At 37.2% G+C, this 23,669-nt stretch carries 20 protein-coding genes; 8 read left to right on the top strand and 12 right to left on the bottom strand.

Translation table 11 applies throughout. The features are described 5' to 3' along the window. Nucleotides 1-94 precede the first annotated feature (94 nt). Nucleotides 95-907 (bottom strand): APH(3') family aminoglycoside O-phosphotransferase, encoded by an 813-nt coding sequence (locus tag FEZ33_RS02400; RefSeq protein ID WP_138403799.1) that lies wholly within the window; start codon nucleotides 905-907, stop codon nucleotides 95-97. A 239-nt stretch (nucleotides 908-1,146) separates the two neighbouring features. On the opposite strand from FEZ33_RS02400, the gene FEZ33_RS02395 reads away from it, so the two are divergent. Further along, nucleotides 1,147-1,893 (top strand): NAD-dependent epimerase/dehydratase family protein, encoded by a 747-nt coding sequence (locus tag FEZ33_RS02395; protein ID WP_138403798.1) that lies wholly within the window; start codon nucleotides 1,147-1,149, stop codon nucleotides 1,891-1,893. A 40-nt stretch (nucleotides 1,894-1,933) separates the two neighbouring features. On the opposite strand, the gene FEZ33_RS02390 is transcribed toward FEZ33_RS02395, so the two are convergent. From FEZ33_RS02390 to FEZ33_RS12825, 3 genes are all read right to left on the bottom strand, one after another. Further along, entirely contained in the window at nucleotides 1,934-2,626 is a 693-nt protein-coding gene (locus tag FEZ33_RS02390) for a DNA alkylation repair protein (protein WP_138403797.1), read from the bottom strand. Between the two features lie 109 nt (nucleotides 2,627-2,735). Continuing rightward, complete coding sequence (locus tag FEZ33_RS02385; protein WP_138403796.1) at nucleotides 2,736-3,287, bottom strand: DUF7010 family protein; 552 nt, start codon at nucleotides 3,285-3,287, stop codon at nucleotides 2,736-2,738. Between the two features lie 113 nt (nucleotides 3,288-3,400). Then, complete coding sequence (locus tag FEZ33_RS12825) at nucleotides 3,401-5,104, bottom strand: ABC transporter ATP-binding protein (RefSeq protein ID WP_138403795.1); 1,704 nt, start codon at nucleotides 5,102-5,104, stop codon at nucleotides 3,401-3,403. A gap of 220 nt (nucleotides 5,105-5,324) precedes the next feature. Between FEZ33_RS12825 and FEZ33_RS02375 the strand changes: the two genes are divergently transcribed. The 4 genes from FEZ33_RS02375 (at nucleotide 5,325) to FEZ33_RS02360 (ending at nucleotide 11,312) form a co-directional block, all read left to right on the top strand. Further along, entirely contained in the window at nucleotides 5,325-6,704 is a 1,380-nt protein-coding gene (locus FEZ33_RS02375) for an ABC transporter permease (protein ID WP_212746653.1), read from the top strand. Between the two features lie 24 nt (nucleotides 6,705-6,728). Beyond that, nucleotides 6,729-8,180 (top strand): ABC transporter permease, encoded by a 1,452-nt coding sequence (locus FEZ33_RS02370; RefSeq protein WP_212746652.1) that lies wholly within the window; start codon nucleotides 6,729-6,731, stop codon nucleotides 8,178-8,180. 106 nt (nucleotides 8,181-8,286) lie between these two features. Next, nucleotides 8,287-10,089 carry an ABC transporter substrate-binding protein gene (locus FEZ33_RS02365; protein WP_138403794.1) on the top strand — a complete coding sequence of 601 codons (1,803 nt, stop codon included), beginning with the start codon at nucleotides 8,287-8,289 and terminating at the stop codon, nucleotides 10,087-10,089. A 272-nt stretch (nucleotides 10,090-10,361) separates the two neighbouring features. Next, the gene (locus FEZ33_RS02360) at nucleotides 10,362-11,312 is read left to right on the top strand and encodes a LysR family transcriptional regulator (protein ID WP_171031252.1); all 951 of its coding nucleotides are present in this window, start codon (nucleotides 10,362-10,364) and stop codon (nucleotides 11,310-11,312) included. A gap of 81 nt (nucleotides 11,313-11,393) precedes the next feature. Here the strand turns inward: FEZ33_RS02360 and lepB are convergent, their stop codons facing one another. The 4 genes from lepB to mnmE all read right to left on the bottom strand — a co-directional run bounded on the left by lepB (nucleotide 11,394) and on the right by mnmE (nucleotide 15,883). Then, a complete protein-coding gene (lepB, locus tag FEZ33_RS02355; protein WP_138403792.1) occupies nucleotides 11,394-11,921 on the bottom strand; it encodes a signal peptidase I in 528 nt (175 codons plus the stop codon). Between the two features lie 144 nt (nucleotides 11,922-12,065). Further along, a complete protein-coding gene (gene mnmG / locus FEZ33_RS02350; protein WP_138403791.1) occupies nucleotides 12,066-13,979 on the bottom strand; it encodes a tRNA uridine-5-carboxymethylaminomethyl(34) synthesis enzyme MnmG in 1,914 nt (637 codons plus the stop codon). Nucleotides 13,980-13,992: 13 nt separating this feature from the next. Further along, nucleotides 13,993-14,481 (bottom strand): NUDIX hydrolase, encoded by a 489-nt coding sequence (locus tag FEZ33_RS02345; protein ID WP_138403790.1) that lies wholly within the window; start codon nucleotides 14,479-14,481, stop codon nucleotides 13,993-13,995. A 22-nt stretch (nucleotides 14,482-14,503) separates the two neighbouring features. Then, nucleotides 14,504-15,883 carry a tRNA uridine-5-carboxymethylaminomethyl(34) synthesis GTPase MnmE gene (gene mnmE, locus FEZ33_RS02340; protein ID WP_138403789.1) on the bottom strand — a complete coding sequence of 460 codons (1,380 nt, stop codon included), beginning with the start codon at nucleotides 15,881-15,883 and terminating at the stop codon, nucleotides 14,504-14,506. A gap of 284 nt (nucleotides 15,884-16,167) precedes the next feature. Here mnmE and treR point away from each other — a divergent pair, with 284 nt between their 5' ends. Then, a complete protein-coding gene (gene treR / locus FEZ33_RS02335) occupies nucleotides 16,168-16,893 on the top strand; it encodes a trehalose operon repressor (protein WP_138403788.1) in 726 nt (241 codons plus the stop codon). A gap of 31 nt (nucleotides 16,894-16,924) precedes the next feature. Then, on the top strand, nucleotides 16,925-18,358 hold the full coding sequence (locus FEZ33_RS02330) for a serine hydrolase (protein ID WP_138403787.1): 1,434 nt from the start codon (nucleotides 16,925-16,927) through the stop codon (nucleotides 18,356-18,358). A gap of 43 nt (nucleotides 18,359-18,401) precedes the next feature. Here the strand turns inward: FEZ33_RS02330 and FEZ33_RS02325 are convergent, their stop codons facing one another. Together FEZ33_RS02325 and FEZ33_RS02320 are read right to left on the bottom strand one after the other, a co-directional pair. After that, a complete protein-coding gene (locus FEZ33_RS02325; RefSeq protein WP_171031251.1) occupies nucleotides 18,402-18,842 on the bottom strand; it encodes an anthrone oxygenase family protein in 441 nt (146 codons plus the stop codon). A 19-nt stretch (nucleotides 18,843-18,861) separates the two neighbouring features. Continuing rightward, nucleotides 18,862-20,160: a GerMN domain-containing protein gene (locus tag FEZ33_RS02320; RefSeq protein WP_138403785.1), complete on the bottom strand. Its 1,299-nt coding sequence runs from the start codon at nucleotides 20,158-20,160 to the stop codon at nucleotides 18,862-18,864. A 197-nt stretch (nucleotides 20,161-20,357) separates the two neighbouring features. Between FEZ33_RS02320 and FEZ33_RS02315 the strand changes: the two genes are divergently transcribed. Beyond that, on the top strand, nucleotides 20,358-20,924 hold the full coding sequence (locus FEZ33_RS02315; protein ID WP_138403784.1) for an NADPH-dependent FMN reductase: 567 nt from the start codon (nucleotides 20,358-20,360) through the stop codon (nucleotides 20,922-20,924). Nucleotides 20,925-21,358: 434 nt separating this feature from the next. On the opposite strand, the gene FEZ33_RS02310 is transcribed toward FEZ33_RS02315, so the two are convergent. Together FEZ33_RS02310 and treC are read right to left on the bottom strand one after the other, a co-directional pair. Continuing rightward, entirely contained in the window at nucleotides 21,359-21,940 is a 582-nt protein-coding gene (locus FEZ33_RS02310; RefSeq protein WP_138403783.1) for a sugar O-acetyltransferase, read from the bottom strand. A gap of 23 nt (nucleotides 21,941-21,963) precedes the next feature. Next, entirely contained in the window at nucleotides 21,964-23,622 is a 1,659-nt protein-coding gene (gene treC, locus FEZ33_RS02305; RefSeq protein ID WP_138403782.1) for an alpha,alpha-phosphotrehalase, read from the bottom strand. Nucleotides 23,623-23,669: the final 47 nt, after the last annotated feature.

Here is a 23,669-nt window from a genome sequence, read left to right as displayed (position 1 = left end):
GGGGCCAGTACTGATGAACTAGCCCCTTTTTTAACTCTTATTGTATAATGATGAAAACTAGGCCGATACTAATTTTCATCATTATCAAACTTAATTAAAACAACTCATCCAACAAGATATAATACTTAATCTTATCCCAATCAGGCTCTATCCCTATTTTTTGGAAGAACAACTTCCCGTAATTTTCAACTTCGTATTCAGTATAGGTTCTTAGTACACCGAATTTACCACGAAGATTATCCAATAAGCTTCGGTAACATAAAGCAATATCTTGGTAGATATCTGATACACCACTTTGCCCAAGGTCAATAAAGCCTGTTAAGTAGGAACCACTAGCAATTAGATTAGGTAAACTAAAATCTCCATGAGACAATACTAATTTCTCTTCTTCAGGACGATTATTATCCAACCAATCCCATAATGCCTCTGGGCTATTGAATCCATCTTCACCAAACGTTCCTTCCTCAGCATCATTCACATCAACCAAGTTCTTTTCTACACGCTCTTTTGCTGCTGCTAACTTGTCTTCTAACAATTGTGAACTGGGGCAATGTGTTATATCCACATTCCAAAGTAACTTAAGACTATCAGCTAACAACTCAATTAAATCCTCAGTCGATCGTCTGACAATGACTTCATAAGACGGATCTCCTTTTAATTTCTCCATTAATAAGTAGTTTATTCCTTCGACTTGAATATTTTCTAAAATTTCAGGTACTGGTAGATGATAATTATTCCACCAATTAAGCATTAGCACTTCGTTTTTAACTTCATCAGAAGATGATTCTATCTTAAGAACGCAATCATCTAAAATCATTTTCTTTGCCTTCGATTTACCTATCAAATCAATTTGAAAATTCTGGTTATCAATATATTTTCGGATTTCTTTGGGTATTACTAGATTCATCTCATCACTCCTCAATTCTATTCAATACTCTATTATATACATGTAATAGGAAAGCGATATCATTTTGTATTACTCTTGATTTTACACCATGGAAGTCATTTTGCAAATGGATTCGAATCTTTCATTACTTTTTTATAAACAAATTGTACAATATTCTTTTCTTCGCAAGTGTTTTTAATTGTATTTTTTGCACTATAAACGTAATCTTAAGTAACAATATAATAAAAGGAGACAATACTATGGCAAAGATACTCATAACTGGAGCAACAGGTACCATTGGTGTCGAATTAGCAAAGCACCTTATTACTAAACACGCGCTTACTTTAGTCGGACGTGATTTTTCTGACCTTCCTGATGATATTCAAAATAAAGCAACCATTGTTAAACGCGATTTACTTGAACCTGAAAATTGGAACGGCTTACTAGATGGCATCGAATATGTCATTCAATTGGCTGGTGAAGCTGATCAAGAGGCTGATTTTTATGACAGTTTATTAGATTTAAACTACAAAATCCCACATAACTTATATAATGAAGCGACTAAAGCGAAAGACTTGAAGCGCATCATTGTCGCTAGTTCTATCCATATCGTTGATGGTTATCCAAACGGGGTTGAAGTCAAGACCACGGATCCAATCCGTCCTGCTAACTTATATGGCGTATCTAAAGCATACTTAGAAGGTTTAGCTGCTTACCATGCTTATTCAAATGGCATTGAATCCATTGCGGTCCGGATTGCTGATTATAAAGCGAGCGACGAAGAATTAGATGAAGAAGTTGATGAGTACGGCATGGCGATGTACTTATCTAAAGAAGATATGAATCGTCTCATAGATGGCTGTATCGAAGCAGAATTAAAAGAACCCTTCTTAATTATTAATGGAGTCTCTAATAACACATTTACTCGCCTATCTAATGAAGAAGCAAGAGTCAATTTAGGTTACAATCCTCAAGATAATGCGTTCGAGAAGAAGAATATTTTTTAATCAACAAAAGACGTAGATGAAAATCTACGTCTTTTGTTGTCTACATATTTATATGTTTTGATGCTTCTCGAATTGATAAAGGAGCTAGTTCGGTCTGATACTGCCTAAGAAAATTCTTGACCCATTCTTCATTTATTCGCGCATAATCACGTAATGCCCAACCAATGGCTTTATTAATAAAGAATTCGTTGCTTCCTAAATTATTCATAATCGTTCGAGTCAGTAATTGAGTATCGGTTGCTTCCTTCATACTTAATTGATGAATAATCGCTACGCGTCGCAACCATAAATCATCTGATACACTCCATTCAATGATTGTTTCTTTTAACTCTGGATACTGTGTTTGAAGATAGCCCACTCTTTTCACTAAAGCATCCACAGAATCCCACCAGGACTTTGTTGTAATAAGTTTTTTCAAATGATTGATATCGTCTTTTTTCAAATACGTTTGCATATCATTTAAATAGTCAGTGGCAACATATTGGAATTCACGTTCCTCCTGTTGCCAACATTCTTGGACGAAATTCCAATCGATAATAGGTGTATCTGGATTCACTTTAGACAGTGCTCGTGCTTCTTGTTTAGCTTCTTTAAAATACGGCTTTATTATATTCCGACGTGCCACGCTTTTAAGACCTAAAAAAGGAAACTGATTTCTTAAGTACGCTGACATTGCTTGGGCATCGTCTGTTCGGTGGCCTTTCATCTCTGTGATTAATTGTTCAGTATCCATTGTGATTCCTACTCCTTTCAACAAATTTTTGATATATTCTCAATCTTGGAGGATGGATTTGAACTTTCTTTTAAATCCACATCTCATCACTTTCTTGCTCTTCCTCAAGTTAAATGATGTATCCTGATAGTAAGTATAATGCATTCATCAATAAGAGCCCCCCGGTTGCATAACAAGCTAGCCCAGCACTTTTAGCGGATATTATTAATTGATTGTCTTTACTTTTACCATAAATAACGGCCAATATTACTGATAGAACAATCGGCATAATAATATAAGCAACTTCTTGATACAGCCAAGCATACATTAGAAAATGAACCGCACCTACGATGCTAAATATAAAAGGAATGATAGTATAGTGCTCTCTTTGGAACATAGCAATCAACAATGGTATTGCTAACAATTGACTCATCGCAATGATAATACTTAATGAATTTAAAATGCCCGTATCCGGCCGTAAGGTAAACGCACCAACAATATATAAAATGAGTAAAGCGATTGGTAAAGCAACCATTCCCTGAAACAGAGTGGCAATAGCTGCATAGTTTAATTTGATTTTTTGCCATAATACTCCGCATATTAACCATGTTATACCGTAAGCGACCAGAAAAGGGGCACCTGAGTAATTTACTCTAGCAAGCTCTTCCAACAATTCAATCATAACTTTAGCTCCTTCCTAACTTTAAACAACTTCTCTATGACTTAATCCTACCTGATTGCGTTTAATTCACCTAATAAAAAACATCCCTACTTCATAAGTAAGTATGCCATATGTTAATAATTAGCTACATAGTGTCCGGGAGTTACCTCTTTTAATGCTACAACTTCTTTATTTGGTTGCCACGCTTTTAGCGGATTAGAGTCTACCACCTTCGACTTCATCTGTGCATCTAACCTTGGAACAGCTTGAAGTAATTGTTGTGTGTAGGGGTGTAACGGATTCGAGTATAATTCATTCGTTTCTGCAACTTCTACAATTTGTCCTTGTTTCATCACAGCCACACGATCACTAATTTGTTTCACGACGGCTAAATCATGAGCAATAAATAAGTACGTTAAACCTAATTTGTCTTGTAATTTCTTTAAAAGTTCAATAATTTGAGCTTGGATTGACACGTCTAAGGCAGATAAAGGCTCATCAGCCACAATAAAATCGGGCTCAACAGCTAACGCACGTGCAATCCCAATCCGTTGTCGTTGCCCTCCTGAGAACTCATGGGGGAAGCGTGTCGCAAAGTTTGGATCGAGCTCAACTAAGCGAAGCAATTCCTCCACTCGCGCCCGTCTTTCTTTCGAGTTCTTTACTAAACCGTGCGTGTCTAGAGCTTCTCCAATAATATCTTCGACTTTCATTCTGGGGTTTAATGATGCATAGGGATCTTGAAAGATTATTTGCATATCTTTACGGACTTTCAACATTTCAGCTTTGGTTAACTGTTGTAAATCAAACCCTTGGAAGATAATTCGTCCACTCGTTGGTTTATATAATTGAAGGATGGCACGCCCTAATGTGGATTTTCCAGAACCTGACTCGCCTACAAGCCCTAAAGTCTCTCCTTTATAAATATCCAAATTAACTTGATTGACAGCCTTTAATTGCTTCCCTTTACCAATATCAAAGACTTGTTCCAATTGCTCAACCGATATTAAAGGTTGAGCTTTATCTTTTTCTTGGGTATTTTTTTCTTCTTCAATTCTTGGGACAGCATCAAGCAATAGGCGTGTATATGGATGTTGAGGGTGATTAAATATCTCATCAATCGGACCTTGTTCAACGATTTCACCTTTTTGCATCACAATCACTCGACTACAAATTTGAGCGACAACACCGAAGTCATGTGTAATCAGCACCACTGATAAGTTCAATTCTTTTTGTAACTCTTTAATCAGTGCTAAGATTTGAGCTTGAATGGTCACATCTAAAGCCGTCGTTGGCTCATCCGCTATGAGTAAACTTGGATTCGCTGCTAAGGCAATCGCAATCATAATTCTTTGTCTCATCCCACCCGAAAACTCATGTGGGTAGTGATTAAAGCGTGTTTGAGCATCTTTAATACCAATGGATGTCATCAATTCAATTGTCTTTTCTCGTGCTTGCTTTTTGCTCATCCGTTGATGCAAGCCAATCACTTCCACCACTTGATCTCCAACAGTCATCGTTGGGTTAAGCGAACTTAAAGGATCTTGGAAAATCATCCCAATCTCTTCACCTAATATTTTTCTTAATGCTTTTGGTTTAATGTCTAAAAGTTTTTGCCCATTAAATTCAATCTCACTCTCAGGATGAATCATCGCATTATCAGGTAATAACTGAGTAATCGAGCGAGCGGTCATACTTTTCCCACTACCTGATTCTCCGATAATCCCAACAATTTCACCTTTTTCTACTGAAAAGGAAATATTTTTTAATACTTCCTCTTGTTGGTCTTCACTTTCAAAGCTTAAGCCTAGTTGGTTGACCTTCAAAATCTCAGACATTGACTCACTCCTATACTTCTTTATCTACGTTAATTTCACTTTTATATACAGCGAGTATTATAACATAGGGATTTTGCCAAAGAGACGAACTCATTCGATAATCGTCATTCATAAATCCGAATGCTAGCCTTCGAAAATCCCCATGACTGGTTTTAGTCTTGAAGCGTTATACTAAATTAGTCTGATTCAATCCGTTATTTTTTCTTTGGAGGTGAAATATTTGAATCAATCTGAACAATGGTCTTTGATTTACCAACAAATGCAAAGACAATGGCTTTATAAGGTAGCCCTTTGGGTACTCGGCTTTCCTTTACATATTATCTTTTTCGTCCTTCAAATCGTAAATTACTTGAAGAACAGAGCCCAACCAGCCGTCGAGCGACTCTCTCAGACAGAGAAAGAAGCGATAAAACAACAATTATTAGAAGAAGAGCGTAATAAACAACGCTACTTCAAACAAAATATTAGTAAAGAGCAAACTGAAAAAATCGTTGATCAGCGATTAAATAACTACATACAATCTTTAATCACTGAAGATGATGATATTTCAAAAAGTGTTTCTCTTTCAGATATTTATTCCCAATGGGTTTCGACCCCAATCGGCTTTATTTCGAGTATTATGTTAGCTTTACCGATGTATCTTTTAATGATAATTTATCGTTTTCCAATTGTTAGATACATTGCTGAAAGACTATTCTTAATGGTCTTTGTTATCTTTGGGGTGACTTGGATTGTCTTTACTTTACTTTATTTTTCACCCTCAGATCCAGCCCAAAACATCTTAGGTATTCAAGCAACACCTGAACAAATTGAGAATTTCAATGCGCTTCATGGCTTAGACGATTCGTATTGGGTTCAGCTCCTGCGAACAATTAAAGGAGTTGTAACCTTTGATTTAGGCTTCACATATGTGGGGAATGAATTGGTTATCGACGCTTTAATGCGCCGTTTCCCTATTACTTTACAAGTTACTTTCTTCTCTTTAGCTATTTCATTAGTTATTGCGATTCCTGCTGGTATTTATTCGGCGGTGAAAGTGAATTCTTTATTTGACCAGTTCTTTATGTTCATTGCTTTAATCGGTCTATCTATTCCAACATTTTGGTTAGGTTTAATCTTTATCTTAAACTTTTCAATTCGTAATCGTTGGTTGCCTGCAACCTTTAATCCGGACAATCCGTGGTCACTGCTGATGCCTGCGATTGTCTTAGGAACAAGCTTAGCTGCTTCTGTTGCACGAATGACCCGGGCTTCGACTTTAGAAGTGATTCATGAAGATTACCTTCTAACAGCCAGATCAAAAGGAATGTCGAATTGGCGCATCATTTGGCGTCACATTATTCCTAATGCGCTCATTCCAGTTATTACAGTGATTGGTCTGCAATTTGGTGGGATGTTAGGTGGATCAGCAGTCACCGAACAAGTTTTTAATATTAATGGGGTTGGTAGTTATATTGTAGAGAAACAATTTGTGCCGGATATTCCAGCTGTGTTAGGCGGGGTTATCTATATCGCGATTATTGTCTCTCTAGTCAATTTAGTCGTTGACCTACTGTATGCACTTATTGATCCACGAATTCGAACAACGTTAAAAAATTAAACTTAGATAGAAAGGAGTTTGGCTTTGATTCAATCTTATTCACCGGTAGCAAAACGCTATTTACGTTTTGCTTCGACACTTTCGATCGTCTTCTCATTAGCGGTCATTTTATTTACATATTTAAGACAAGGAACAGATTGGAGTTTAGTGACTATCGGCTTCGCCCTTACTCACCTGATACTCAGCTTCATAAACTTCTTTATTGCCAGACACATTCAAAACAATGGAAAAGTTCACCCTGTGCACCGCGTATGGGGTTTTGTCCTTATGTTATCCGTCTTATTAGGGAATCCATTTAACTTTATAACGGGGATGTTCTTAATATTACGTAAACTCATGTCGTATCAAATTTATTTGATTTTTGCGGTCCTCGTTGACTTAACGATTATTGCGACAACGAGTTTAAACTTTTTCAAACCTACAATGAGCCCGACGTTTATTATCGGTTTAGTCCTATTGGGCGTCAGTTTACTCTTTCATTGGGGACTTTCTCTATTTAGTGCTCATTTGAAAAATGTATCCAAAACTCAGTTATATATTATTATCGCCTTCCTTGTAGTCACTTCATTCAGTGGAAATTTATTAGGATTGATTGCTGCTTGGTTAATTTGGCGTGAACATCATAATCAAGCAAATGTGCGCCGACGTAGTGTCTTTTCAAACATTTCTCGTCATGAAGTTGCTATCTTTGGGCTTTATATTATTACCTTTATATTCGCCATGGCAATTACAAGTTACTTAACCTTTGAGTATAGTTACGCCGTAGAAAATAATTATACGGCGATTTTACAGGCACCAAGTATGACGTATCCTTTAGGAACTGATAATTTCGGGCGCGATGTCTTTTCACGCATGGTCTTTGGTGGTCGGATTTCTTTATTAGTTGGGGTCTTGGCTACTTTAGCGCCTCTACTAATTGGTGGTTTCCTAGGTGCAGTCTCAGGTTATTACTCACACCGTGTTGACCAAACAATTATGCGTTCCTTGGATGTTTTGTACGCAATTCCGGGTATTTTACTAGCGATTACGATTGTGACGGCTTTTGGTACCTCAACGCAAAACTTAATTCTTGCTTTGAGTATCGGTGGCATTCCTGGTTACGCCAGAACAATGCGGGCCAACGTCCTTCAAGTGAAGCAATTAGAATACGTTGAAGCTGCCCACGCCGTTGGGGTTAGTGATGTAAAAATCATTTTGAAACATATTATTCCTAATGCGAGCGCCCCTATGATTATTCGCTCATCGCTTACTGTCGCGACGGCAGTTATTTCAACAAGTAGTTTAAGTTATTTAGGTTTAGGAGTTGAAAGTCATATTCCTGAGTGGGGTAACATCTTACGTATCGGAAGTGATTATCTAGAAACACAACCTTACTTAGCTATCTATCCAGGTTTAGCTATTATTGCCCTAGTTTTATCATTTAACTTCTTAGGAGACGGCTTACGTGATGCTTTAGATCCTAAGATGACTCAATAACACGTAAGCATTTTATGAAGAAAGTTGGTGAGCTGTATCGATGAACACAGATGAAGATTGTTGTAAGTGTCGTAAATATTCAAAGCAAAATAAAAGGAGATTTTTCATGAATAAAATTTTAAACAAATTATTTTTAACAGCCTTAGTATTAGTTGGGGTAGTCGCTCCAGTCGCAACTACTGTACAAACTGCCAATGCTCAAGAAGCCATTCCCATTACTATCTTAGCTCAATCAGCATCTGAACAAGATGTTAATATTGTCCGTGACCAATTAACTCGTGCTGGCTTCCAAGTTGAGACAAGTTTACAACCGGATTATGCAAGTTTTAATGCTCAAAAAGAAGCAGGTAATTATGACTTAGCTATCTCAAGTTGGACGACCGTTACAGGGAACCCTGATTATGCTGTTCGTTCATTATTTAAATCAGATGGGGATAACAGTATTATGAGTAACCCGGAAGTGGATGAGCTAATTGAACAAGCAGCAACGGAAACACCAGAAGAATATGTGGATACATATACTGAATTCGAGAATCAATTAGTGACTGAAAATGCATATATCGTGCCTTTATATACATCACTAAAAGCACAAGCCTTTAATCAAGAAGTATTAAACCCAGATTCCATTCGTTTGTCTAAATCAAGAGCCTTTGCTTGGGAGCCCGTTTCTTATGTTGATGACAGTCAACATGCTGAACGTCCACTACTTTTAACACAAACGTCATCACAATTGACTTCATTAGACCCAATTAAAGGGAACGACGGAAGTATCAACCAATTGAATACGAATATGTATGTACGTTTAATCAACCTAACGGATGATGACCAAATTACTTCAGAGAATTCATTAAGTTATAATCATGCGATTGCAGACGGAAACTCAGAGTATTACTTCATCTTACGTGATGATATTAACTTTGCTCAAATCAAAGACGGTGCAGCAGTTGATACAGGTGATTTAGTATCGGCTGAAGATGTTGTTTACTCACTCAATCGTGCCAAAGACCCTAATTCAGTTCCTGATCACCGTACTTATAGTTTACATGAGCATATTGACGAAGTTTCAATTGTCGAAGATATTGCTGAATTAGAAGAAGCGACACTTTCTGGAAGTGACTCATCTGTAAAAGATGCCTTAGAAGAAGGGTTAGAAACACCTATCTCATCTGTTGTTGCTTCTGAAGATGAGGTCGATAATGCAAATGGTAATTATCAAGTCGTTAAATTAACAACAACACAACCATTTCCACAAGTATTAAATTACTTAGGTCACCAATCAGCAGGTATCGTGTCAGAACAACAAGTTGAAGCAATAAATACTTATGATATCGAGTCTTATGATGTAAACTCAGACATCGCTTATGGAGACCAACGTGCTGTCACTGAAGGTGGCTCTTATGATAACCATCTATGGACAAGTGGTCCTTACATCATGGTTGATAAAAATGATTACCAAGCAAACTTTGTTAAAAACCCAGCATACCGTCCTGATACAGATGCAGATGCAAACATTGAGCAAGTCACAGTCCGCTTTATCGCTGATTCAAGTAGTGCTTTATCTGCCTTACGCTCGAACGAAGTTGATCTGTACTATGGTTTAGGTGAAGTTGATTACCCAATTGTTGAGAACGAGTCAAGTTTAGCACTCCAATCAATTCCAAGTAATGCGGTAACTTATATGTTATTCAACGTCAATACACCCGGCCGCCCGGTATCAGACAGTGCTGACTTAAGAAAATCAGTTCTTTATGCTATCAACCAAGAAGAAATTAATGCTGCTTACCAAGGATTAAAATTACCAGCTTACTCAACATTATCGCCACTTGTTGAAACTGGGAATACTTTAGTCGCTGACCAAGCAAAAGTAGAAGAGTTTAGAAACAATTACTTAAATTCAGCTACTGAATAAAATGTTTAAGCCCTCAACTACCTTGTAAATAGGATGGTTGAGGGCTTTTTCTGTGGAATAATTTCGTAGTTATCTCGGAATCGTTTTAGAACCGAATGCGGGTTTACAGTTTTTCTCAAGTTTTTCATTAAAATTTTATATAGTCAATTAACATTTACAACAAATTGCGGTATGATAATTAACATTGAAAGATTTATTACGGTATATTTAAATATCGTATCCAAATCCAACTTAGAGAGCATTTCTATAGTTTCAGAAAGGAACGGATGTATTTGAATATACAGCAATTAAAGTATTTAGACTATATTGAAAAAACCGGATCGATTAACCGCGCAGCTGAGTTGTTATTTGTATCCCCTTCAACCATATCAGTCTCACTTAAAGAACTCGAGGCTGAAGTCGGTCAACAATTATTTACCCGTTCAAGTAGCGGAATGACCACAACACATGAAGGGCATGAATTTATAACTCAAGCTCGACAAGTCTTAAGCCAACTTGATGTCATGCGCGATTTGTTTGTTAATAATGAGTCGGAACGTCAATTCTTTTCTGTCTCAAGTCAGCATTATGACTTCGCTTCAGAAGCTTTCAGCAAATTTATTAATAAACATCCAGGTGAACGCTTTGTCTATCGCTTCTTTGAAGTAGATACCTATTCAGTCATTAAAAATGTTTCGCAAAATGTTAGTGAAATTGGCTTCGTATACTTAAGTGAATTTAACCGCCGAATGTTAACTCGCTTATTCGAACAAGAAAATCTACAATTCCATGTGATGTGGGAATTCCAGCCTCATGTCTTTATTCGAAAAGACCATCCTTTAACTGAATTTGAAAGTATAAAATATAAGGACTTAATGGATTATCCTGCGATCACATTCGAACAAACAGAGCATCAAAACGACTTCTTAACTGAACATCCCTTAGAAGTTCAAGCAAATGATCAGAAGGTTGTTGTAAGTGACCGGATGAGTGCAATTAATATCATTACGGGGTCAAATGCTTATTTAACAGGCTCGGGCATTATGACAAACCGCATTACTGATGATTATGTTACGTCAATTCCTTTAGAAAGCTCAGAAAGTCACCATATTTGCTGGATTGCTCCGAAGAATCAGGAATTATCAACGAATGCGCAAAATTATTTGAAGATAGCTGATCAAATACTATGTAAACGTGTTAAAAACTTGGAAAGTGTTCATTCACCAGATAATTATACAATTTAATCGGTTAAACTAACCATTCACACAAATTAACCACCTCCATTAAACGGTTTAAACACGTCTAGTGAAGGTGGTTATTTCTATTTAATCAGTTTCATCGACGGTTCCAAAAGTATCTAATGGCCAAAATCTGAATAATATTTCAGCATTAATTGATTCTTCAGGAATCGGTCCAAACTCTGTACTATCGAATGAATGATTTCGGTTATCTCCCATAACAAAGTATTCCCCTTCAGGAATTGTTAATGGAGCAAAATTAATGGTGTTCGTATTATTCTGAAGAGTTTCTTCCGATAAGTAAGTTTCTGATAATGGTTCGTCGTTAATATAAATCACATCATCTTGAGATGAAATTGTATCACCAGGTAAGCCAATCACACGTTTAATGTATTGCTTTCCTTCCTCAGTCGGCGAATCAAGTATCACGATATCAAATCGATCCACCTTGAAGATATTCGCACCGAATAATCGATCGCCGTGTGCTAAAGTATAATTCATCGAAGGTCCATCGACTTCAAAGGGTGTAAACACAAATAATCTTAGTAAAACCATTCCAACGATGAGTAATAAAAATAAGCCATTCTCTTTAAAAAAACGTTTAATACTGTTCATGATAATCTCCTAGCAAATAACATAATAAGAATATTATACATCCCATATAAATACTTAACAACCTTTGGGCCTAAAGCTAATGATTTCTTAAAAAATATGGAGGCGGCACGCTGAATCATCAGTGTGTCGCCTCCATTTATAATGTTATGATGCTGTTGGTTCGCCAACACGTTTAATTTTACCTTGTTGGATATAAACAGAAAGGATCGCAATATCTGCTGGGTTTACCCCACTCACACGACTTGCTTGTCCTAAAGTGCTTGGATTGATTAGTTTTAATCGTTCTCTTGCTTCATTTGCTAGGTTCCCAATTGCATCCCAATCAATGTCTTCTGGAATTTGTTTTTCTTCCATAGCACTCATTTTTTCTACTTTTCGAACAGCTTTATTAATATAACCTTCGTATTTAATTTGAATTTCAACTTGTTCACCGACTTGACGGTTCAATGGTCCTTCTTCGCGAGGAATTAATGTCACTAAGTCAAAGTAACGAATTTCTGGTCGTTTTAATAAGTCGCTTGCTAAGATCCCATCTTTTAATAAGGCTGATCCAACACGTTCGAATAAATCAACTAAACCTTCCGTATGTGGTGTTAAGCGGATTTTGCTTAAGCGTTCTAACTCTTGATCAACGAGTGCTTGTTTCGCTTTGAAAGCTTCATAATGGTCTTCAGATACTAAACCAATCTCGTGTCCAATCTCAGTTAAACGCATATCAGCATTATCATGACGTAATAATAATCGATATTCCGCACGTGACGTAAGTAAACGGTATGGCTCTGTTGTCCCTTTTGTTACTAAGTCATCAATCATCACACCGATATAAGCTTCATTACGTTTTAAGATGAGCGGGTCTTTTCCTTGGACTTTACGTGCTGCGTTAATACCAGCCATAATTCCTTGACCTGCTGCTTCTTCATAACCACTTGTTCCGTTCATTTGACCTGCAGTAAATAAACCAGGTAATGATTTCACTTCAAGTGACAAGTCTAATTGATGTGGTATAACGACATCATATTCAATCGCATAGCCTGGACGCATCAGTTTCGCATTTTCCATACCTTTTACCGTACGTAACATCTCAACTTGAACTTCCTCTGGCAATGATGTTGAAAGGCCTTGAACGTACATTTCTTTCGTGTTTGCGCCTTCTGGTTCAATGAAGATTTGGTGACGTGGTTTGTCACTGAATCGAACGATTTTATCTTCGATAGATGGACAATAACGAGCACCAACACCTTCTACCATTCCACTAAACATTGGGGCACGGTGTAGGTTTGCTTGAATAATTTCGTGTGTTTGGGCATTCGTATGCGTTAACCAGCACGAAACACTTTCTTCTTTGAAGTCTTCGTCGGGAGTTAAAAATGAGAAATGATTCGGCATTGTATCACCAGGTTGCTCAACAGTATCTTCAAACGTTACTGAATCAGCGTGGATTCTTGGCGGTGTTCCTGTTTTGAATCTAGCTAATTCAACACCTAATTCCAGTAAGTTTTCAGATAATTTGATCGAAGGTAATGTATTATTTGGCCCAGATGAATAATCTAAATCACCAATAATAATTTTACCACGTGAAGATGTACCGGCTGTTAATACAACAGCGTCAGCTAAATACTTAGCACCTGAGTTTGTAATAACACCTTTTACTTGGCCATCTTCGACATATAATTCTTCAACCATTCCTTGTTTAAGTGTTAAGTTTTCTTCTTCTTCAAGAACTTGACGCATGTTTTTTGCATACGTTTCTTTATCTGCTTGGGCACGTAAAGCTTGTACTGCTGGGCCTTTACTTGTATTTAATAAACGCATTTGAATGTAGTTTCTATCGATATTGCGCCCCATTTCGCCACCCAGTGCGTCGATTTCTCGAACGACTACCCCTTTGGCTGGTCCACCAATGGATGGATTACACGGCATAAACGCAATCATTTCTAAGCTTAATGTTAATAAAAGTGTTTTAGATCCCATACGGGCTGCTGCTAAAGCGGCTTCTGATCCAGCATGTCCTGCTCCAACAACAATAACATCATATTGTCCTGCTTCATATATTTGCATAATTAACTCCTTTCTAGTCTTTCTTCTCTTCTTTAAATTCAACGGTATGTTCGGTTAATTCGCCATTTGTATCATAAGTAAATTTTGCTGAGAAATATGGTGTATGTTTCACTAACCAATCTAAGTAAATGTAATCCCCTTCCCAAGTCGGTTTTGCCATGACTTGGTCATAAGGAACCCATTCCAGTGTTCCTTCATCGCATTCTTCAAGGAGTTCGCCTTCGAACTCAGTCACGACATAGACAAAACTATACCAATCTTCACCATCATGTTTGAAATCTGGAAAGGTAATAAAGCCTCTTAAATCAAGTTTTGTAGCGGTTAAGCCTGTCTCTTCTTTAATCTCACGGATGGCGCATTCTTCAGGTGTTTCACCTGCTTCAAATTTACCACCGACACTAATCCATTTTCCTTCATGAATGTCATTCGGCTTTTTATTGCGATGCAGCAGTAAAATCTCTGATCCATTATCGAGATAACAAATAGTTGATAGTTTTGTCATGATTTTGTCGTCCTTTCTACCTTTACTTACCTAAACAGAATTGGCTAAATAATTTATTTAATAGTTCGTCTTGGACAGAATCTCCGGTAATTTCACCAAGTAAATCCCAAGCACGTGTGAAGTCCATCTGAATTAAATCAACAGGCAACATCATCTCAGTTGACTCAAGCACTTCATCCAGTGAGCTAATTGCTTGGCGTAGTAATTGTGTATGACGTGTGTTCAGTAAATAGTTCACGTCACCAGACTTGATTTCACCACTGAAGAATCTTTGTTCAATTTGAGCTTCTAACTCATCAATCCCAGATTCTTCAAGCATCGATGTTGCGATTAAATCGGCATCTTGAATGTAAGGTTCTAAGTCAGCGTGAGTTAATTTAGGCTCTAAATCTTGTTTATTTAATAAAATAATGCGATTTTGATCCTTAGTTAATTCTAGGAGTTCAATGTCTACTTCTTGTAAGGCTTGCGCTTGGTTTAAGATTAGAATCACTAAATCTGCTTCTTCCATAACTTTACGACTGCGTTCAACACCAATTCGTTCAACGACTTCATCAGTTTGGCGAATTCCAGCTGTATCGATAAGTCGAAGTGGTACACCACGAACGTTAACGTATTCTTCAATCGTATCACGCGTTGTTCCTTCAATATCAGTTACAATTGCCTTCTCTAAACCAGTTAATCGGTTTAATAAGCTTGACTTACCAACGTTTGGACGTCCGATAATCGCAGTATTAATTCCATCACGGAATAAACGGCCGTGTTGCGCTTGATGTAAGATTTTTTGGATTTGTTCCTTCACATGTACGGCTGTTTCATTCAGTTGCTTCAATGACATCTCTTCGACATCATCGTATTCTGGGTAGTCAATTGTTACTTCCACTTGTGCAAGTGTGTCTAGCATTTCCTGACGTAATGAACGTATTTTAGTTGAAAGACTTCCTTGTAATTGGTTCATTGACGCATCCATTGCTTTATCCGTCTTCGCTTGGATTAGGTCCATCACTGCTTCTGCCTGTGATAAATCAATACGACCATTTAAAAATGCACGCTTCGAAAATTCTCCTGGCTCAGCCAATCTCGCACCATTCGCTAAGACTGCTTCAAGTACTCTTTGGATAGCCATAATCCCACCGTGTGAGTTGATTTCAACACTATCTTCCGTTGTATAAGATCTTGGTGCCTTCAATACACTCACCATCACTTCATCAATGACTTTTCCTGTTTCAGGGTCAATGATATGGCCATAGTTAATTGTATGCGAATCTACGTTATTTAAGTTCTTACCTTTGAAGATTTTACTCGCAATCTCAATCGCTTCATCTCCACTCAATCTCACAATGCCAATCGCACTTTCTCCCAGTGCTGTAGCAATAGCTGCAATTGTATCTGTTGTATACATTGAATGACTCCTTTCTAATTTTGCTCACAAAAAAAATGCCTAAACTCCCCCTATATGCATGATTTCTCCATGTTGATATACGGTTCGTAAGCACTTTGACTGCTACTACATTCAATTTCTTTAGCATTATACAAGATTCATTTGAATATTGCAAATGGTTTTGATAGGTTGGGGTGAGAAATTTTATCTTATTTACACTGCCTCCCCAACTCTCACCTGAATATCATTTACCTTCCTATCAGTAGCGTGATAGAATAGGGTTGATTAAAGAAGAGGTGAGTTTTATGAATAAGTTTGAATATATATACCTAGATATTGAAAACAAAATAAAAGAAAACATTTATCCAGTGGGGTCTTTACTTCCAGGTGAAACTTCACTCGCAACAGAGTATAATGTTTCTCGTGAGACGATTCGTAAAGCGCAACGGATGTTATCAGATAATGGATTTATCTTTAAAAAACAAGGACACGGGTCCATTGTTTTAGATTATCGACGTTTCGCTTTGCCAATTAGTGGTTTAGTGAGTTATAAAGAATTAAGTGAGGAAAATAATCTCGCCAGTACGACACAAGTTATTAAAAATGATATTATTCCTGTTCCAGATTTTATATTAAATGATGTAAAAATGAGTTCCAAAGAGAAGTTTATTCACTTAATTCGAACACGCTCAATTGCTGGCGAAGTCGTGATTATCGATGAAGATTATATTCGTCAAAGTATCGTGTCTGAAATACCAAACCAAGTAGCAGAAGATTCCATCTATCAATACTTTGAAGGCGATCTTGGTCTAGAAATCGGCTTCGCATCGAAAGAATTTATCGGTGAACCCGCCGATGATTTAGATATTAAATACTTAAAAATTAAACCAGAAGACTACACAATCACAGTGAGGAGCCAAGTATTTCTAAAGGACGCGACGTTTTTTCAATATACGATTTCACGTCACCGAATTGACCGCTTTCGTTTTCAAGAGTTCGCTCCGCGTCATAATCGGTTTATAAATCCGTGATATAATGAATATCGCTTAAAGGAGTTAATGAATGCAAAATAATCAAAATTTGCGGTGGGGTCTAATTATCCTCATTGTAATAGGCTTTACTTTTATTTTATACCTTAATTACGACAGTAAAGGAGAGGCGCCTAGTAAAACATCTTCACAAGATGTATCGTCTCAAGCAAATCAATCCAGTGAAGAAACTGTCGAAAGTGTTAGCGAAGCGAGTTCTCAAACGGATGAATCAGAACTAGAGAGTGAAAGTGACGTGGAAACGACACTGGACGTAGATACAACTAACCAAAGTAATCGCGTGGCAGTTGTACCTAGCCAAAGTAGCGAAGAAGAAAGTGATTCTTCTGAAAGTAGTTCTGAAGATGAAAGCCGAGAAGAAGATGAGACAAATGAAGCTGAATCCGAAGCAAGCAGCGCATCATCTGAAAGCAGTTCTGAAGATGAAAGCATCGAGGAAGACGAGACGAATGAATCAGAATCCGAAGCAAGCAGTACGTCATCTGAAAGCAGTTCTGAAGATGAAAGTACCGAGGAAGACGAGACAAGTGAGTCTGATTCCGAAGCAAGCATCGCATCATCTGAAAGCAGTTCTCAAGATGAAAGCCAAGAAGACGAATCGACAGAAAGTTCTTCAGAATCTGAGCTTACATTTGACGACATCTATCAAACTGATTTGATGGACGAAAATGGAATTGAACCTTTAGACTTAGACGCCTATAAAAATATGGCTGATGTCATAGACCAAACACTTACTGAGTTTAACGTCAACTCATCTAAAATTAGTTTAGCTTATTATAACTTCCACAATGATGAACATTACTATCTGAACGAGAATGAATTATTTACTGCAGCAAGTATAACGAAAGTTCCACTGTCTGCCTTATATATTGATTTAATCAACTCAGGTGAGTATCAATTAGATAGTGAACTTGATTACAGTGAAGCATTATTTGAAGCCGGGGCTGGAAACATTACAAACGGTCCTTTGGAAAACAGTTATAGGATAGAGGAACTGATTACAGAAGCAGTCACTCATTCAGATAATACTGCAATGAATATACTTAAAGCCGAGTACGATAAAGAATTCGGTAATTTCCGCGAAGATATTTTAACGTTTGCTGGAATTGATGAGAAACCAGAAGACTTCTTAAACAATAATCTAAGTTCAGCTTATATTACTGAGCAAGTATTAATTAAAATTGCTCAAGATGAATCCTACAGTGACTTGATTAACTTAATGTTTGAAACAAGTCCGGCCCAATTGTTCACGTCATATGTTAATAATGAGATGATGGCGAATAAATTTGGTCGCTATGAGCAAGCAGTTAACGATAGTGGAATCTATTATGAAAATAATCAGCCCCAGTACGCTTTAGTCGTTCTTTCCGATAATATTAATCAAGCTGATCAATTTCTAGAAGTAATGAACTTACGAGTGAATCAATGGTTTAGAGCACATAATTAATGCAAATAAAAAGTGGGTTTGGACAATTTCCAAACCCACTTTTTTAATAGAATAATTCAAGCAAAATAATTGTTGAAGCTAGCAAACCCACAATAGCTCGAATCGTATTCCAGCGAGTCCACTCGCTAACATATTCTTGCCAACTGGTCTCATCGGCTTCATTCATCAGTCGATTGTTCCAGGGAACATTTTTCACAATGGTTACTAAAAAGCTTCCGATAATATGTAGCAAACTCCCCACCCAAAACAAGATAGAATTCATATTCATCAAAACCATGGCGACCGCTAGTAAAGGGGATCCAAAGAACAACAGGAAAAATGGACTGTTCTGTATTACATCATTGATTCGATTCATTATTCGAATACCAATACGAGCATCCTCTTCTTGCTTTAGCACAGGCATAATAGTATTAGAAAAAGTAAAATACAATCCACTGATAGTTGTGTTAAATAGAATAAACATAATTACGATTATGTTAGACATCATTTGCTCCTACCCACTGTTAAAGTGATTCTGAACCGGTTGTTGTTTGACTTTCATCTGTAGTTGCAGATTCATTCATTGACGAAGCGTTCGATGTTGACTCACTTGATTCAACTGACGCATCGACGGTCTCTAAAGGAGTCGTTATTGTACTCACTTGATAGATACCATTCGTAGGGTATTCTAGCGTATCTGGTAACATACCACTATTATTCACTGTTAAACGTACTTGATCCGTATTAAAGAAATTCCCTAATGTCGTTACAATTGAAGCAATCACTGCTTGTTCTGAAGCTTCATGACTATTCAATACAGCTACTACCCCAGGTGAGAAGTCAATAATGACAACTCCTTCATCTAAAGTGACCGATTGGACTGTAATCGTATCATCTAAAATGCCCATCTCTTTAAACATACTATCAAAAGCACTTGCGAAATTCCCGTTCGTTTGCCACGAGAATGCTGCTTGCCCAGGCTCAACCATCGCATCATCCGTTGTCGGCAACATCACTTCAACATTATTGATAATACGGTTCTCATGATAGATTGCTTGTGCTTGCCATACTTGCGTCACCGTACCTGCTTCGTCTGCTTCGACGGTCGCTACGACACCTTCATTTTGTGCATAATATTCGACTAAAGTACCTGATTCAAGTGTTGAAGTAACTTCAATCACATTCTCTAACTCCAGATCTCTTATCGTTGCTTGGCTATAGATCGCAGTAATCTCACTTGTTGTCGCCGCATCACGTTGCCAATTTGTACCAACTTGCAGGGGTGCTTGCAGCAAGAGTTCAGATTCCTGAGTCGCTTGGTTAGCCATCCCTGTTAGATGGTTCACATATGGATTTAATTCTGAACTTTCTTCTAGGCGAGTGATTTGTGAATTTCCCCAACTAAAGATGTTCACGATGGGAGCTTGATCTGTTATACGTGTTTCCACTTGCATCATGTTCAATGTTTGGTCCACAAAGTCAGGGTAGTCAATACGTGACGTCTCCCCATTACTATATTGCTTAATTTGATACATATCATTTGGTAAGTAATCTTCAATATCTAACTGAACGGTCTCTTCTAAAGCGACCCATTCACTCGTATCGAAGCTAGTTAGAATCTGGCTATTACTTGTTTCTTCAGGTTCTTGACTTTGAGTGTCCTCACCTTCTGCACTTTCATCTTCTGTCTGGTTGCCTTCTAGACTTTGACGTTTCTCTTCAATAATACTTTGGTTCTCTTCGCTTAAGGTAATCATTGGTTGACTTGCACATCCGACGAGCAAGAAAGCGAGTGAGCTTAAAATAAGTTGTTTTAATTTCATAAGTATTCACATTCGTCTCCTCAAAATATTAATTTCATTATAGCATAGTCTTCTTCGTTGAGTAGAGTGTTGTGAGGAATTTACTAGATAATTTTATAGTAATAAAGTTTATATTCATTTATTAGCATATTCGTTTGTAAAAATCTCATACTTAAGCTAAAATTGTTAGGTTATTAAAATTATTAGGAGGCTATCATATGGTTAAAATTGGTATTATTACAGGTAGTACACGTAACTCACGTGTTAATTTACAAGTGGCAGAATGGATTTTAGAATTTGCGAAAGCTCACAATAATAACGCAGAATTCGAATTAGTGGATATTAAAGAGTTTGATCTTCCACGCTTTGACGAGGTTATTCCTCCTATTGCAACAGATGATCGTCCAAATCCTAACGTTAAGAGATGGTCTGATAAAGTGAAAGAATTAGATGGCTTTATCTTTGTTACACCAGAATACAATAAAGCTGTAACGGGTGGCTTAAAAGATGCGATTGATTACTTAGCAAGTGAATTCTTCCACAAAGCAGCTGGAATTGTGTCATACGGTGGACAATTAGGAATTAGCGCAAGTGTGATGATGCGTCCAATGTTAGGTAACTTAAAAGTTGCTGTTGTTGGTCCTCAAGTAACATTCAGTATGAACACCGACTTCGAACAAATGAGCACGTTTAAACCTGCTGATTACCATACAGATTCAATAAATAATATGTTAAACGATGTTGTTAGCTGGTCAGAAGCTTTACAAACAGTACGTAATAAATAATTATATAGAAAAAGCTGTCTAACTCTAAGTTAACAGCTTTTTTTGTGCAATAAAAAAACAGAACTCTTAGAAGTTCTGTGGTAGATGGATAACGATATTTGTATAAAATATGAGAGGTTTGGGGGGCTTCTAATATTTGAACAGACTCGTTATCGATATATCTGTTATAAGGGAATGGTTCCTTAAGGAAAAGTATATGCTGTTTATTCTGAGACACATTGGCTATGTCTCATTACAAATATGATAACACCCTTCATAATTATTTGCAACAGTTTTTATTTATAAAAAACCAATAAAAATATGCTTTCATTAAGTTTCCACAGAATAAACTATAACAGTTATAAGAAAAATTGAAACAGTTTATTATCTGTAGTAATAGAAATAGAATAAGAGCGAAACACCCTATGACAGTGCTTCGCTCTTATCTCACAGCTTTATTTATCTTTTATTTGATCTGTTTGATCGATTTCTCTAACAATGCGCGCAGGCGAACCCATAACTAATGAATTAGCTGGAATATCACGTGTCACAACACTTCCAGCTCCAATCACACACCCGTCACCAATCTCTACTCCTGGCATAATAGCAACATGGGCTCCAATCCAAACATTATTTCCGACGACAATCGGTGAAGCTTTCTCAAGCCCAATATTACGACTTGAATAATCCAATGGATGAGCAGCTGTATAGAAACCAGTGTTAGGACCGATAAAGACATTATTTCCAATTGTAATGCCGCCACCATCCATGAAGTAAACATTACTATTAACAAATACGTCATGCCCAAATTGGGTAAGTGACCCATAATCACAAGTTAATGGACTAGAGATTCCAACGTTGTCTAACTTTTGTTGAAATAATTTTTCTTGAATGTCTTGTCGCTTTTCTTCTTCTAAAGGTGACGTTTGATTAAATTGAAAACACAAGCCTTGCGCAATTCTACGTTCTTCCACAAGTCCTTCGCCATAATTCGCGTCATACCACTCGCCATTTAGCATCTTTTCACGTTCTGTCATAGTCTTCTCCTAACATTTGTCTATTATTTTATTAAAAATGCCACAGTCTCGTAAGCTTTCAACGTGATTGAATCAGACATTATCTCTAAAGCGCCATTACCAATCAGTTTCTTAGCTGATAAGCCTTTGAATTCATCTGGTAAAGTTACTGTAACTTCGCTTGGATAGAAATGACTGAGGACTAATAACTTCTCATCTTCTAATTCACGCACATAAGCCATTACTTCTGGATGATCTAATAATAACCCACGGTAAGTCCCATCACTTATCACATCGTATTCACGACGTAGTTTAATTAACTCTTGATAATATGAAAAGATTTGGCCATTCGCTAATTCATTAGTGGCATTCACTTCTTTATAATTCGGTGCGACATTTAACCAAGGATCGCCAGTTGTAAACCCTGCGTGATCACTGTCATCCCATTGAACGGGTGTACGACCGTTATCACGTGATTTCGCTTGAATAATCTCAAGAGCTTCCTCTTCTGAAACACCTTTATCTAAGAGAATTTGGTAATTGTTATGCGTTTCAATATCATTGTATTCTTCAATCGACGTATAATTAGGATTGGTCATTCCAATCTCTTCACCTTGATAAATATAAGGCGTTCCGCGTAGAAATTGAATAGTTTGAGCTAACATCGTCGCTGTTTCAATCGGATAGTTCTCAACATCTCCGAAGCGGCTATTCGCACGTGGTTGGTCATGATTACTTAAGAATAAAGCATTCCATCCGTCACCATCTGACATTCCTGTTTGCCATTCATCTAAAATTCGTTTTAACTCAAGAAAATCAAAGTCAGGATTGCTCCATTTCTCCCCATTTTCATAATCCACTTTTAAATGATGGAAATTAAATATCATACTTAACTCTTCTTCAGCCGGATTCGTGTAACGAACACCATTGGGTATGTTTGTCGATGACATTTCCCCGACAGTGACAATATCTTCACGTGTCCCAAAAGAGGCTTTATTTAATTCTTTTACCCACTGATGAACGATTGGTGTATCGGTATACAATGACTTTTCTTGAGCTGAACCTGGTTCTTCACTATCAACAAAAGGTAATTCTTTCCCAATCACATTGAGTACATCAAACCGGAAGCCTTTGACCCCTTTGTCTAACCAAAAGTTTAAGACTTTCTGCAATTCTTCACGCACATTTGGATTATACCAATTTAAATCTGCTTGGTGCACGTCATATAAGTGTAAATAATATAAATCAGTATCGCCGAATTTCTCCCAAGCCGGTCCACCAAATTTAGAATCCCAATTGGTTGGCAACGATCCGTCTTCTTTAGCTGGTTCTAAGTAGAAGAAATCTTGATAATATTGATCCCCTGCTAAAGCTTTTTGGAACCACTCATGTTCCGTTGATACATGGTTAAATACCATATCCATCATTAAATCAATCCCACGCTTTTGAAGCTCTTCCATTAACTCATCGAAGTCTTCCATTGTCCCATAATCTGGATTGATCCCCGTATAATCACTCACATCATAACCATTGTCATATTGCGGTGAAGGATAGAATGGACTTGACCAAATCATATCAATACCAAGCTCTTTTAAGTAATCTAATCTTTTTATTATTCCTTGTAAATCTCCATAACCATCACCTGTTGTATCTTGAAATGATTTTGGATAGATTTGATACATTACACGTTTTGATAATTTCATTCTTAAATTCCTCCTGTAATAAAAGAGCAGCAAGTTAGGATCAACTT

The sequence above is a fragment of the Ruoffia tabacinasalis genome (genome assembly GCF_005864045.1).
GTDB lineage: Bacteria > Bacillota > Bacilli > Lactobacillales > Aerococcaceae > Ruoffia > Ruoffia tabacinasalis.
The sequence above is the reverse complement of the archived record's forward strand: the minus strand, read 5'-3'. Positions and strand labels throughout refer to the sequence as shown.